The sequence below is a fragment of the Mycobacterium sp. NPDC050041 genome, from assembly GCF_049541695.1.
GTDB lineage: Bacteria > Actinomycetota > Actinomycetes > Mycobacteriales > Mycobacteriaceae > Mycobacterium.
Map to the genome: position 1 here is coordinate 213,808 of NZ_JBMVDG010000009.1, position 13,270 is coordinate 227,077.

9 protein-coding genes are annotated in these 13,270 nt (G+C 70.1%); 4 read left to right on the forward strand and 5 right to left on the reverse strand.

The window, feature by feature from the left end:
- Positions 1–22 precede the first annotated feature (22 nt).
- The gene (locus ACPCHZ_RS24250; protein WP_423487071.1) at positions 23–784 is read left to right on the forward strand and encodes a TrmH family RNA methyltransferase; all 762 of its coding nucleotides are present in this window, start codon (positions 23–25) and stop codon (positions 782–784) included.
- On the opposite strand, the gene ACPCHZ_RS24255 is transcribed toward ACPCHZ_RS24250, so the two are convergent.
- From ACPCHZ_RS24255 to ACPCHZ_RS24265, 3 genes are all read right to left on the reverse strand, one after another.
- Positions 781–1,560 carry an SDR family NAD(P)-dependent oxidoreductase gene (locus ACPCHZ_RS24255; protein WP_423487072.1) on the reverse strand — a complete coding sequence of 260 codons (780 nt, stop codon included), beginning with the start codon at positions 1,558–1,560 and terminating at the stop codon, positions 781–783. The genes ACPCHZ_RS24250 and ACPCHZ_RS24255 overlap by 4 nt on opposite strands.
- A gap of 70 nt (positions 1,561–1,630) precedes the next feature.
- Positions 1,631–2,875, reverse strand: coding sequence for an acyl-CoA dehydrogenase family protein (locus ACPCHZ_RS24260; protein ID WP_423487073.1), 1,245 nt, complete (start codon positions 2,873–2,875; stop codon positions 1,631–1,633).
- Between the two features lie 23 nt (positions 2,876–2,898).
- Positions 2,899–3,963, reverse strand: coding sequence for an oxygenase MpaB family protein (locus tag ACPCHZ_RS24265; protein WP_423487074.1), 1,065 nt, complete (start codon positions 3,961–3,963; stop codon positions 2,899–2,901).
- Between the two features lie 265 nt (positions 3,964–4,228).
- Between ACPCHZ_RS24265 and ACPCHZ_RS24270 the strand changes: the two genes are divergently transcribed.
- From ACPCHZ_RS24270 to pheT, 3 genes are all read left to right on the forward strand, one after another.
- Positions 4,229–5,125 carry an adenylate/guanylate cyclase domain-containing protein gene (locus ACPCHZ_RS24270; protein WP_423487075.1) on the forward strand — a complete coding sequence of 299 codons (897 nt, stop codon included), beginning with the start codon at positions 4,229–4,231 and terminating at the stop codon, positions 5,123–5,125.
- 91 nt (positions 5,126–5,216) lie between these two features.
- Positions 5,217–6,251, forward strand: a complete 1,035-nt coding sequence (gene pheS, locus ACPCHZ_RS24275) for a phenylalanine--tRNA ligase subunit alpha (RefSeq protein WP_423487116.1) — start codon at positions 5,217–5,219, stop codon at positions 6,249–6,251.
- A complete protein-coding gene (gene pheT, locus ACPCHZ_RS24280) occupies positions 6,251–8,749 on the forward strand; it encodes a phenylalanine--tRNA ligase subunit beta (RefSeq protein WP_423487076.1) in 2,499 nt (832 codons plus the stop codon). Before pheS ends, pheT begins: the two co-directional genes overlap by 1 nt.
- Before the next feature lie 4 nt (positions 8,750–8,753).
- Here pheT and ACPCHZ_RS24285 read toward each other — a convergent pair whose 3' ends face one another.
- On the reverse strand, positions 8,754–11,912 hold the full coding sequence (locus tag ACPCHZ_RS24285; RefSeq protein ID WP_423487077.1) for an ATP-binding protein: 3,159 nt from the start codon (positions 11,910–11,912) through the stop codon (positions 8,754–8,756).
- A 484-nt stretch (positions 11,913–12,396) separates the two neighbouring features.
- Positions 12,397–13,242 carry a fumarylacetoacetate hydrolase family protein gene (locus tag ACPCHZ_RS24290; protein WP_423487078.1) on the reverse strand — a complete coding sequence of 282 codons (846 nt, stop codon included), beginning with the start codon at positions 13,240–13,242 and terminating at the stop codon, positions 12,397–12,399.
- Between the last annotated feature and the right edge of the window lie 28 nt (positions 13,243–13,270).

The following is a 13,270-nucleotide window of genomic DNA, read 5'->3' on the forward strand; positions in this document are numbered from 1 at the left end:
GCTGACCGAACGCTCCGCCCGGGTGGCGGCAGCGATCAAACTGCACCGACACGTCGGACGCCGCCGCGCCGCACGTTTTCTCGCCGAGGGACCCAATCTCGTCGAGTCAGCGTTGCGGCGCGGAGTGGTTTCCGAGGTGTTCGCGACGGAGTCGGCGGCGGAGCGCTTCGGCGACCTGCTCGACGGCGCGCCGGTGCACCTGGTCACCGAACGCGCGGCGAAGGCGTTGTCGGACACCGTCACCCCGGTCGGACTGGTCGCGGTATGCGAGCTACCCACGGTGACCCTGGCCGACGTACTGGCCGACGGGCCGCGGCTGGTGGCGGTTCCGGTGGAGATCTCCGAGCCCGGCAACGCCGGCACGCTGATCCGCATCGCCGATGCGATGGGCGCCGATGCGGTGGTGCTCGCCGGGCACAGCGTCGACCCCTACAACGGCAAGTGCCTGCGCGCCTCGGCGGGCAGCGTCTTCACCATCCCGGTGATCTCCGATCCCGACGCGGTTGCGGTGGTGGGGGAGTTGGCCACCGCCGGGCTGCAGGTGCTGGCCACCACCGTCGACGGCGAACTCGGCCTCGACGCACCAGAACTCGACGCAGCTCTGACCGCGCCGACCGCATGGCTGTTCGGCCCCGAAGCGCACGGACTGCCCGCCGAACTGGCCGCGCTGGCCGACCACCGGGTGCACATCCCGATGCCGGGCAACGCCGAGAGCCTCAACGTCGCGTCGGCGGCGTCGATCTGCCTGTACCAGAGCGCGCGGGCGCTCGCCCGGACCCGCTAGTTCGACTTCAGCAGCCGCTCGGACACCTGCAGCATCAGCGTCCGGGGGGTGAACCGGTACCCGGTCGCGAGCAGTGAGTTCTTCCAGCCGGACACCACGGTCGGGGTGGACTTGTCCAGCGCGGACATCGCGGTGTCCACCACCTGCTTGGAGGTCTGCCTGCCGCTGGTGAGGAACTCCTCGCCGGTGCGGGCGAAGAACTCGGTCTCCGTCGCTCCGGGACACAGCGCAAGCACCCGGACACCGGTGCCCTTGCACTCCTGCCACAGCGCCTCGGTGTACGACAGCACGAACGCCTTGGTGGCGCCGTAGACGGCCATCCCGGGTGTCGGCTGGAACGCCGCGGTGGACGCCACGTTGACCACCACGCCGTGGCCGCGCTGTGTCATCGACGGCAGGAAGCGCGCGGTGAGATCGACCAGCGTGCCGCAGTTCAACTGGATCTGGGCGGCGTTCGGCTCGGGCGGCTGGCCGGCGAACGCCCCGTGCAGGCCGATGCCGGCGTTGTTGATCAGCACGTCCACCGTCCGGCCGAGCTCGCGGACCTTCGCCTCGAGTTCGGCGCCGGAGCCCGGCTCGGACAGGTCGGCCGCGACCACGTCGACCGTCAGGCCCGGATGGGCCGCCAGCAGTGTGTCGCGCAGCGCGGCGAGTTTGTCCTCCCGCCGCGCGACGAGCACCAGATCGGTTCCGCGCCGCGCCAGCTGGACGGCGAACTCCTCGCCGATGCCTCCGCTCGCGCCGGTGATCAATGCGGTGTCATTGCTGAGGTCCACCTGGCGCTCCTGCGGTCGTCGGTGGAACCAGGCTAGCCCCTGACCCCGCTGTGGGGGTCCGGCAGGAGATCTACGCCAGCAGCCCGCGCGCCACGTGGGTGATCTGCACTTCGTTGCTGCCCGCGTAGATCATCAGCGACTTCGCGTCGCGCGCCAGCTGCTCCACCCGGTACTCGGTCATGTAACCGTTGCCGCCGAACACCTGGACGGCCTCCATGGCGACGTCGGTGGCGGCCTGCGAGCAGTACCACTTGATGGCCGAGGCCTCGGCCAGTGAGATCGCCGTGCCGGTCTGCGCGGCCTCGATGACGCGGAACAGCATGTTGCGCACGTTGATCCGGGCCACCTCCATGCTCGCCAGCTTCAACTGGATGAGCTGGAACTGCCCGATCTCCTGGCCCCACAGGGTGCGGGTCTTCGCGTAGTCAACGCACAGCCGCAGGCACTCCTCGATGACGCCGAGGGCCATCGCGGCCACCCCGATGCGTTCGGCGGAGAAGTTCGACCGGGCGCTGGCGCGGCCGTCACCGTTCTCGCTGTGCTCACTCTCGCCCAGCAGCCGGTCGCGGCCGAGGCGGACGTTGTTGAAGAACAGCTCGCCGGTGCGCGAACTGTGAATGCCCATCTTGCGGAACGGCTTCGACTGGACGAAGCCCTCCATGCCGCGGTCGAGCACGAACGTCAGCACCTTGCGGTCGCGCTTGCTCACACTCGGGTCGCCCTCGTCGAGCTTGGCGTAGACGACCACCACGTCGGCGTCGGGGCCGTTGGTGATGAAGGTCTTCTGCCCGTTGAGGATGTAGTCGTCGCCGTCGCGCACCACGTAGGACTTCATGCCGCCGAACGCATCCGAACCCGAGTCGGGCTCGGTGATCGCCCATGCGCCGACCTTTTCGTAGGTGACCAGGCCGGGCAGCCAGCGCTCCTGCTGGGCCGGCGTGCCCCGGCTCATGATCGTCGGCACCGTCAGGCCCAGGCTCACGCCCATCCCCGCGACGATGCCCATGCACACCCGGCACAGTTCGCTGACCAGGACGAAACCCATGCCCGCCTGGTCGGGCCCGCCGCCGAACATGCCGCCCGAAGCGCCCCCACCGCCTCCTTCGCCGCCGCCGTCGCGCAGCCGGGCCAGCCGCTTGTCCAGCGACTCGCGTGCCATCGCGTCGATCCCGAACGCCGCGAACAACTTCCGGATGATCGGGTACGGCTCCATCTCGCCGCTCTCCAGCGCGTCGACGTGCGGCCGGATCTCCTTGTCGACGAATTCCCGCACGGCGTCGCGCACGGCGATGTCCACGTCCGACCAATCCAGCATCGCGTCAGTCTCCCAGAGGTCGTTCAGGCCGCCGTGCGGCGGGCACGGGCCGGGCGGAGACCGGCGAGTGAGAACGTGGTGTGCACCAGGGAACCGGCCCGGTCCAGGATCGTCTTGCCGCGCGGCACGTAGTGCATCGGCAGGCCGCGCCGGTCACGCGGCGGCCCCATGAACGCCGGCGCCTCGACCAGCGGCGCGTCCTCGGGCAGCCGGCCCTGCGCCCGCCGGTAGGCCGCCAGGGCGCGCGGGTGCAGCCGGATCTCGTCGGGCACCGCGACGAAGGCCAGCTCGACCAACTTGCCGAACAGCCGCAGCACCACCTCGTCGCCGGGCGTCCAGCGCATGCCGGCCTTCTCCCGGACCGCCGGGTCGAACAGGCCGGCGGCGATCCAGCGCTGACCCGCCACCATCGGCCTGAACAGCTGGTCCCACAGCGGCGTCGGCATCAGCACGAATCGCGGCTTGGGGATCCTGATGTCGAAGATGTCCAGGGTGGCCTTGTTGATCTCGAGTTCCTCGCGGCACTTCCGGTCCCAGTACTCGCAGAACTCCTCCCAGGTGTCCGGCACCGGTCGCATGCTCATGCCGTACATCGCGTACCACTGCACGTGCTCGTCGAAGAGCTGGCGCTTCTCGGCCTCGGTGAGTCCGCCGCAGAAATACTCGGCGGTCTTGATGATCAGCATGAAGAAGGTGGCGTGCGCCCAGTAGAACGTCTCGGGATTGAGGGCGTGGTAGCGGCGCCCGGCGCCGTCGATGCCCTTGATGGTGGTGTGGTAGCCCTTGATCTGTTCACCGGTGTCGGTGGCCCGCGGCCCGTCGTAGACGACGCCCATGATCGGGTAGACCGAGCGTGCGACGCGTTGCAGCGGCTCGCGCAGCAGCACCGAGTGGTCCTCGACGCCTGCACCGAGCTCGGGGTACATGTTCTGGATGGCGCCGATCCACACGCCCAGCATCCCGGTGCGCAGGTCGCCGAAGTACTTCCAGGTCAGCGACTCGGGTCCGAGCGGCGCGGGCGTCCTGGCGCGAAGGTGCCTGCGGGCGGCGACCGGGCTGCCGCCGAGATCATCGGGTGACGTGGCCATCTGTCCTCGCTGACTCCAAACCCACGGTATGTCCTCACGATAGTGCTGACAACGCCCGTTGTCGACGTTTGACGCGGGCGTCGAAGAGCCTGTGACACAGCTGCTATCGACTCGGCGCACGGCCGTGACCAGCTGCTTCGACCGTCCGGTCGGCGTGCCGCCGGGCCGGCTGACCGCGCGAGCCCGTGCGACCGTGCGCATAGTGGCCTGCCGTTTCGCCTTCGGTCGATTGCCGGTCTTCGAAACCGCCACCTAGGCTGGCGCCGTGAATGTCGAATCGTTCGAGGAACGATCCGGCCGAAACGGTGAGATGGGACAGGTGGCCGATCCCTCACCGGACGGCAATCCAGGACCGCGAGGATGGCTGCGCAGGACCAACCACAGCCCCAGTCTCATCACCTTCGTGAAACGCGCCCGTCGCGCGTTGCCGGGCGACCCGGAGTTCGGCGATCCGCTGTCGGCCGCGGGCGTGGGCGGCCCCCGCGCCGCCGCGCGGGTCGCGGACCGGTTGCTCGACCGCGACGCCGCCTCGCGGGAGGTGAGCCTCGGCGCGCTGCAGGTGTGGCAGGCGCTAACCGAACGGGTTTCGGGTAAACCGGCGAACCGTGAGGTCACGCTGGTGTTCACCGATCTCGTCGGCTTCTCGCCGTGGTCGCTGCGTGCAGGCGACGACGCGACGCTGCGGCTGCTGCGTCGTGTCGCGCAGGTCGCCGAGCCGCCACTGCTCGAGGCAGGCGGTCACATCGTCAAGCGGATGGGCGACGGCATGATGGCGGTGTTCTCCGATCCCGTCGTGGCGGTGCGCGCGACGATCACGGCGATGGAGGCGGCCAGGGCCGTCGAGGTGGACGGCTACACCCCGCGGATGCGGGCGGGCGTGCACACCGGCAGGCCCCAACGCATCGGCTCGGACTGGCTGGGGGTGGACGTCAACATCGCCGCGCGGGCGATGGATCGGGCGACCCGCGGCGGACTGGTCGTCTCGCAGACCACGCTGGAGCGGATTCCCGACGACGAATTCGACTCACTCGGTGTCACGGTCAAACGCCAGCGCAGGCCGATCTTCACCACCAAGCCGGACGGTGTCCCGTCGGATCTGTCCATGTACCGGCTGCGCAGCCGCAGGGGCCACGAACCCGCCGACGAATCGGCCGACGACTGACCGGACGACGGCGCAGCGGGCGCACCTGACGGGCGCGGAGGCGACTCCGGTGATCCCCTATGATCGCCGGGTGGCCGAGCAGCCCGATCACGTGGCCGAACCCCTGTCCGAAGAAGCGCTGACCGAGGCGGTCAGCGCTGCCCGGCACGCCTTCGGGCTCGCCGCCGACCTCGACGCGCTGGCCAGGGCCAAGACCGAACACCTCGGCGACCGCGCGCCGATCGCGCTGGCCCGCCAGGCACTGGGCGGACTGCCCAAGGCCGACCGCGCCGACGCGGGAAAGCGGGTCAACGTCGCGCGGACCGAGGCGCAGCGCAGCTACGACGAGCGTCTCGCGGTGCTGCGCGCCGAACGCGACGCCGCGGTGCTGGTCGCCGAGCGCATCGATGTGACGCTGCCCTCGACGCGGCAGCCCGTCGGCGCCCGGCACCCGATCACCATCCTGGGCGACCACATCGCCGACACCTTCGTCGCGATGGGCTGGGAACTGGCCGAGGGGCCCGAGGTCGAGACCGAGCAGTTCAACTTCGACGCGCTGAACTTCCCGCCCGACCATCCCGCGCGCAGTGAGCAGGACACGTTTCACATCGCGCCGGACGGCTCGCGTCAGGTGCTGCGCACGCACACCTCGCCGGTGCAGGTCCGGGCGCTGCTGGAACGCGAGCTCCCGGTGTACATCATCTCGATCGGCCGCACCTTCCGTACCGACGAGCTGGATTCCACCCACACCCCGGTCTTCCATCAGGTCGAGGGAATGGCGGTGGACAAGGGGCTGACGATGGCGCACCTGCGCGGCAGCCTCGACGCGTTCGCCAGGGCGCTGTTCGGGCCGCAGGGCCGCACCCGGTTCCGGCCGCACTTCTTCCCGTTCACCGAACCCTCCGGTGAGGTGGACGTGTGGTTCGAGGGCAAGAAGGGCGGCGCCGGCTGGGTGGAGTGGGGCGGCTGCGGCATGATGAACCCGAACGTGCTGCGCGCCTGCGGGATCGACCCCGAGGTCTACTCCGGTTTCGCCTTCGGCATGGGGCTCGAGCGCACCCTGCAGTTCCGCAACGGCATTCCCGACATGCGCGACATGGTCGAGGGTGACGTCCGGTTCTCCCTGCCGTTCGGGGTCGGCGTCTGATGCGCATCCCGTACAGCTGGCTGCGTGAGGTCGTCCGCGCCGGCGCCCCGGACTGGGACGCCTCGCCGGAGGAGCTCGAGCAGACGTTCATCCGGATCGGTCACGAGGTCGAGGGGATCATCCCGGTCGGACCGGTGACGGGTCCGCTCACCGTCGGCCGTATCGCCGAGATCGAGGAGCTCACCGAGTTCAAGAAGCCGATCCGGGCCGTCAAGGTCGACGTCGGTGAGCCGGAGCTGCGCGACATCGTCTGCGGCGCCACCAATTTCGCCGTCGACGACCTCGTCGTGGTGGCGCTGCCCGGCACGGTGCTGCCCGGTGACTTCAGCATCGCCACCCGAAAGACCTACGGCCGGACGTCGGACGGCATGATCTGCTCGACCGCCGAACTGCGGCTCGGCGCCGACCAGGCCGGCATCCTGGTGCTGCCGCCGGGTACGGCGGCGCCCGGAACCAACGCCGTCGAGCTGCTCGGCCTCGACGACGTGGTGTTCGACCTGGCGATCACACCCGACCGCGGCTACTGCCTGTCGATCCGGGGGATGGCCCGCGAGATCGCCTGCGCCCACGACCTGGCCTACGCCGATCCCGCCGACGTGCCCGCGCTGCCCGTCGAGGGTGAGGCGTGGCCGCTGACCGTCCAGCCCGGCACCGGCGTGGTGCGTTTCGGTCTGCGTCCGGTCACCGGCATCGACCCGGCGGCGGTGTCGCCGTGGTGGCTGCAGCGCCGGCTGATCCTCTGTGGAATCAGGGCCATCTCGCCCGCGGTCGACGTCACCAACTACGTAATGCTCGAACTGGGCCATCCCATGCACGCCCATGACCGCAGCCTGATCAACGGCGGCCTCGAGGTCCGGGTGGCCGGCGCGGGGGAGACGGTGGTCACCCTCGACGACGTGAAGCGCACCCTCGCTGCGGGTGACGTGCTGATCGTCGACGACGCGGCGACCGCTGCGATCGGCGGCGTGATGGGTGCGGGCACCACCGAGGTCCGCGACACGACCACCGACGTGCTGCTCGAGGCCGCGGTGTGGGACCCGGCCGCGGTGTCGCGGACCCAGCGCCGGCTGCGGCTGGCCAGCGAGGCCGGCCGACGCTACGAACGGTCGGTCGATCCGGCGATCTCCGTCGCGGCGCTCGACCGGTGCGCCGCGCTGCTGGCCGAGATCGCGCACGGCACAGTCGAACCCAAGTTGACCGACTGGCGGGGTGATCCGCCGCGTGAAGACTGGGCCCAGCCCGCGGTGAGCATGGCGGTGGACCTGCCCGATCGCATCGCCGGTGTCGACTACGCCGAGGGCACCACACGGCGCAGGCTCACCCAGGTGGGCGCCGACGTGACCGTCGACGGCGATCGGCTCACCGCGATCCCGCCGAGCTGGCGGCCCGACCTGCGGGAACCGGCCGACCTCGTCGAGGAGGTGCTGCGGCTGGAGGGTCTGGAGGCGATCCCCTCGGTGCTGCCTGCTGCGCCGCCCGGCCGCGGCCTGACGCCGATCCAGAAGCGGCGCCGGGCGGTCGGCACATCGCTCGCGCTCGCTGGATTCGTCGAGATCCTGCCGTCGCCGTTCCTACCCGCCGGGGTGTTCGACCAGTGGGGGCTGCCCGCCGACGATCCGCGGCGGCGCACCACCGAGGTGCTCAACCCCCTGGAGACGGACCGGCCGCACCTGGCCACCACCCTGCTGCCTGCGCTACTGGAGACGTTGAGCCGCAACGTCTCCCGCGGCGCGGTCGATGTCGGGCTGTTCGCCGTCGCCCAGGTGGTGGAGCCGACGGAGAACACCCGTGCGGTCGACCGCATCCCCACCGACCGGCGGCCCACCGCCGAGGAGATCGCGGTGCTCGACGCGTCGCTGCCCCGTCAGCCCGAGCACGTCGCCGTGGTGCTGGCCGGATTGCGGGAACCTGCGGGCCCGTGGGGTCCCGGCAGGCCGGTCGAGGCGGCCGACGCGTTCGAGGCGGTGCGGGCCATCGGACGGGCCGCCGGTGTGGAGTTCGCGCTGCGGTCCGGTGAGCGACTGCCCTGGCATCCGGGCCGGTGTGCCGAGATCCTGGTCGGTGACAGCAGCGAGGGCGTGGTCATCGGCCACGCCGGTCAGTTGCATCCCGCGGTGATCGAGCGGACCGGCCTGCCCAAGGGGACCTGCGCGGTCGAACTCGATCTCGACGCCGTGCCGATCGTGGAATCGCTACCCGCCCCGTTGGTGTCGCCGTTCCCCGCGGTGTTCCAGGATGTCAGTCTGATCGTCGGAGAGGACGTCGCGGCGCAGAGTGTGGTGGCGGCGGTACGCGCCGGCGGGGGCCCACTGCTGGAGGACGTCCGGTTGTTCGACGTCTACACCGGCCCGCAGGTCGGCGAGGGCCGCAAGTCGCTGGCGCTGGCCCTGCGATTCCGCGCCACCGACCGCACGCTCACCGAGGACGAGGCCAGCGCGGCCCGCGACGCCGCCGTGGCGGTGGCCGCCGAAAGGGTCGGCGCGGTGCAACGCCGCTGAGTCCCTAGGCCTGTTGATCGGCGAGATCGAATTCCGCTGCGACGGCGGCGATGTGGTGGCGCCGCCTGAATTCCTCTGCGGCAACGGCGTCGCCTCGACGTCGGGCGATGAGTGCGCTCAGCCGTAGCCGCGGCAGCTCGTCGAGAATGAGCCCGCTGTCGGCGCCGGCGGCGGCGAGCCGGTCTACGGCGGCCGCAGACTCCGCGAGGTCGTCCGCGTCGCCCCGTGCCAACAGTGATTCGACCAGGACGGTGGTCGCGATGCCCCTGGAGAGCACTTCGCCATTGGTGGCCATCCTGGCGATCGCGTCCCGGGCGAGGTCGATCGCCCCGTCGACATCGCCGTGCGTTGCTCGGTACCTCGCCTTCGCCGGGTCGATCAGCGTCGCGGCGTTCATCGTGAACCGGCGGCGCAGGGTGGTGTCGTGTGCCTGCTCGAGAAGGTCGATGCCCTCCTGGCCCGGATCGTTTCCGTACACGAGCACCAGACCCCTTCCGGTGCGGGCCAGGGTCAGCGAGTGCTCGTCGCCGGCCTGCTCGGCGACCCGCAACGCGTCGGCCGTCTCGCACCTCGCCTGCTCGTCGACCCGGCGGGCGCCCGCCGGAACAGCCAGGATGTACTTGTACAGGATGCTGCTGACGCGGCTCGTCGGATCGAGACCGCGGGCCATCGCGACCCCGGCGTCACCATCGGCACGCCAACCCTTCACGCCGAGGCACAACCGGTACAGGCCCCGCATGCGGGTCGCGCCGGCCAACGGCGAGGCGAACAGGACTCTGCCTCTGGCCAGGTCGCCGTCCGCCAGGTCGATGACCCGCTGTACGAGGTGCAGCGCTTCGCCGAGTTCGCCGACTTCGGACTTCGCGTACGCCACGGCCAGCAGCAGGGCGCAGCGCAGGGTCGGTTCGTCGATCAGCTCCAGCAGCGTCATCAGCTCGCCGACGAGATCCATCGCCTCGCGGTGCCGATGTTGTCCGCTCATCGCCATGACGACGCCCGCCGTCGCGATCGCCAGTGATCGTCGGTCACCGGACTTCTCGCACAACCGCCGCAGCTGGTCGTATCCCGTCGTGGCGATGTCCCCGCCGGTCTTCCACACCTCGCTGCACAGTCTGGTCAGAACCCCCGTCTCGAGCAGAGTTCGGTCCGGATCCGCCACGGGCAGATGAGTCGCCGCCTCGCGCGCCCGCTGCCAGCGCGCCCACGCGGCGATGCGGTCGCGCTCGTTGAGCCAGCTGCCGGCGCGCATGTGCCAGTGGAAGGCCTGGCGAAGGTCGCCCGCCCGGTGCAGATGGTCGGCGATCAGCGCGGCATTCTGCTCCACCGCATCGGCGTCCGCTGCCTCGATGGCGGCGGCGACTCGGCGATGCTTCTCCGCCCGCGCGGCTTTCAATTGTGATTCGTAGGCCACTGCTCGAAGGAGCGGATGCCGGAACACGTACGCCGTTGGCGGGGAGGGAACGGCCTCGATCATTTCTGCGTCGCTGAGATCGGCAAGCGCCAGGGATATGCCATCGACGTCGTGCAGCACCGCTTCGAGAAGATCGGTGCTGAAGCGCATGCCGATGACTGCACCCGTGTAGAGCACCGACTTGCACGAGGGCCCGAGCCGATCGATACGGGCGGCGAGCGTGGCATGCAGCGTGGGCGGCACGGTGATGTCCGCGGCTTCGTCAGCGCAGCGGTACAGTCCACGCAGGCCGGCGAGGACGCCACGCTCTGCGAGATCACGCACTGTCTCGGTGATGAAAAAGGGGTTTCCCGAACATCTCCCGACGATCCGGTCGGCCAGCAGCTTCACGGATGGGTCAGATCCCAGTAATTCGGTGACCAACGTCGCCGCGTCCGGCTCGGTCAGCGGAGTGAGCACCACGCTGTGCGCGGCAGGCGTCTGCGCCAAGGCTCCGCGGTAGTCCGGGCGGTAGGTGATCAGCAGCAACGAGCGCGTCCGAGGCAGCACCTCGACGAGTTCGGCGAGTATCGCCTCACTCGCCTCATCGATCCAGTGGGCGTCCTCGACGACGAAGAGCGTTGAGGTGCTTTGCTCCAGTAGCCGTCTCGCCAGAGAGGTCAAGCGACGTCGCCTTGCCTCGGGGGAGATCTCGGGGGCAGCGGCCGACGGATCGCCGATTCCGAGCAGGTCTTCCAGGAGGAGCAGGTCGTCGACGTCGTCGACCGCCATCTCCGAGCGCACACGCGCGCGGGCAACCTCGGGTGGCACCCCGGTGACCGCGAACACCGCCCGGAGAAGGCGTCTCATCGCGCGGTAGGGCACGCCGCGGGTATGGGATTCGCAGAACGTCGTATAGGAGGGGACGCCGCGCTGCGCGGCCAGTCGGCGGGTTTCGTCGACGAGACGGCTCTTCCCGATGCCCGCAGGCCCGACGAGTCGTACCGTCGATCCACCGGCGTTCCGGCACCTATCGATGTGCGTCACCACGGTGGAGAGCTCCGGCAACCGTCCGACCAACGCAGGGTCGCGCCGTGCGCGGTGGTGGGGGTTCTCCGTCGCGATCCGATGGAGTAGGCGCGCCGGCACCGGGGTTTCTCGGCCTTTCACGGTCACCGCGTCAAGCGGGCCGAGTGCGGCGACGTCCTCGACGAGACGGGCCGTCGTCGCACTGAGCATCACGCCGTCGGCCGGCGCCGCAGATTCCATCCGCTGCGCCAGACCGACCTGTTCCCCGATTGTGGTGTAGCCCAGTGCTCCTGAGCCGATTTCGCCTGCGACCACCTCACCGGAGTTGAGTCCGATACGCACCTGGAACACGATGCCGTCACGCTCCTGCAGATCCACGGCGAGTGCGCGTGCCTCGTCACGGATCCGCAACGCGGCAAGGCAGGCGAGAAGTGCGTGATCCTCCAGAGCGTTCGGTACACCGAACACCGCCATCAGCCCGTCGCCGGTGAACTGGTTGACGACGCCGCCGTAGCCGTTGACCACGCCCGCCGATCGGCGGATCAGGGCGGCCATGATCTCGCTCAGCCGCTCCGCGCCGACCGCTGCGGCGATGTCCATCGATCGCACCACGTCGGCGAACATGACTGTCACGTGCTTGTACTCGGCGTCACCGGCGCCGGGCGCCCGTGCTCCGCAACCGTCGCAGAATCGGGCGCTCTCGCGCAGCAGCAGGCCGCAGGCTCGGCAGGATCGCGGCACCATCAGACCCTCCGGAGAAAGGGGACGATCTTCACCCTAGGTGCAGGCCTACGAGGTTCGGTGGTTTCGGGCGAACTGGCGATCGGGCGGTTCGGCAGAGATCGCCGGGCAGGAACGTCTCTGCGAGGGCACCCGTATCAGGCCACCAGCAGGCGCGCCGGGCTGCGGCCCAGCACCTGACGCCACGGGATCTCCGCCGGCGCCTCCGACAGCCGTAGCCGCGGGTCAACGGCGAGAACCGATCCACGCACTCGTGCATGGTCAGCCTCGCCAGCGCCGTACCGAGGCAGTAGTGCACCCCGGCTCCGAAGTTCACCAGCTTTGGCGGTCCGGCCGGGACGAAGGTCGGCGGCCCGCAATGGACAGAAGAGGGAGGGACCGCTTGACGACTCAAGAGATGGCCGACCGGGCGTCGCGAGCGGGAACGTCACGACGATTTCGGCCCGAAAACGTCGTGACGTTCACACTCGCGCGGCGACCCGAGCCGCTACGCCACCGGGTTGGTCAGGTCGGCCAGTCCGTCGCCGAGCTCGCAGCGCACCACGTCGCCCGCCTCGATACCGACCGCGCCGGGCGTGCCGGTCGACAGGATGTCGCCCGGGTAGAACGGCATCACCTGGCTGTGGAAGCTGAGCAGTTCGGCGGGGGAGAACGTCATCCCCGAGACGGTGTCCTTGCGGTGCACCGCACCGTTGTGAATCGTGGCGACGCGCAGGTCCTCCAGTGGCCCATGGGCGAGCAGCTCGTCCATGGTGATGAGGTCGGGGCCGAAGGCGAAGAAGCTCGGGTAGTTCTTCACCCGGGTCAGATAGCGCGGATTCTCCAGCAGCACCGCCTCGGCGGTCTGGTCGAGCACCGGCACCACGCCCGCCACGTAGGACAGCGCCTCCTCGACGCCCACCTGGTAGCACGTCCGCCCGATCACCAGTCCGAGTTCCGCCTCCGAGGTCACCTTGCCGATCCCGGGCGGCACGACGATGGGCTCTCCCGGACCGACGATGGTGTGGTCGCCCTTGATGAACGACGCCGGCGACGTGCGCGGGGCCTGCTCGCCCAGATCGCCGGCGTGTGCGCCGTAGTTCAGCCCGATGCCGAGGATCTTGCGGGGGCGTGTCCACGGCGCGAGCACCGGCGCGGCCGGGTCGGCACATGCGTCGTCCGAAATCCCGGCGGCCACGGCGGCGGCGAGTGCGTCCAGCGCGTCGGCCTCGAGCAGTGCCATCAGGTCGCCGGGCGCGCCGGGCAGCACGCGGTCCACCCGGGCCAGGCGCCCGTCGGCGAGTGCGACGCAGGCGGTGGGTCGGTCGTCGAGTCGAACGGTACGGAGGCGCAACGGAACTCCCTCGGACGAAGTGTTGGGT

Bases quoted from the DNA above. Each gene is read 5' to 3' on its own strand.
- ACPCHZ_RS24260 (WP_423487073.1), bottom strand. From the start codon at position 2,875: ATGCTGGATTGGTCGGACGTGGACATCGCCGTGCGCGACGCCGTGCGG.
- ACPCHZ_RS24265 (WP_423487074.1), bottom strand. From the start codon at position 3,963: ATGGCCACGTCACCCGATGATCTCGGCGGCAGCCCGGTCGCCGCCCGC.
- pheT (WP_423487076.1), top strand. From the start codon at position 6,251: ATGCGCATCCCGTACAGCTGGCTGCGTGAGGTCGTCCGCGCCGGCGCC.
- ACPCHZ_RS24285 (WP_423487077.1), bottom strand. From the start codon at position 11,912: ATGGTGCCGCGATCCTGCCGAGCCTGCGGCCTGCTGCTGCGCGAGAGC.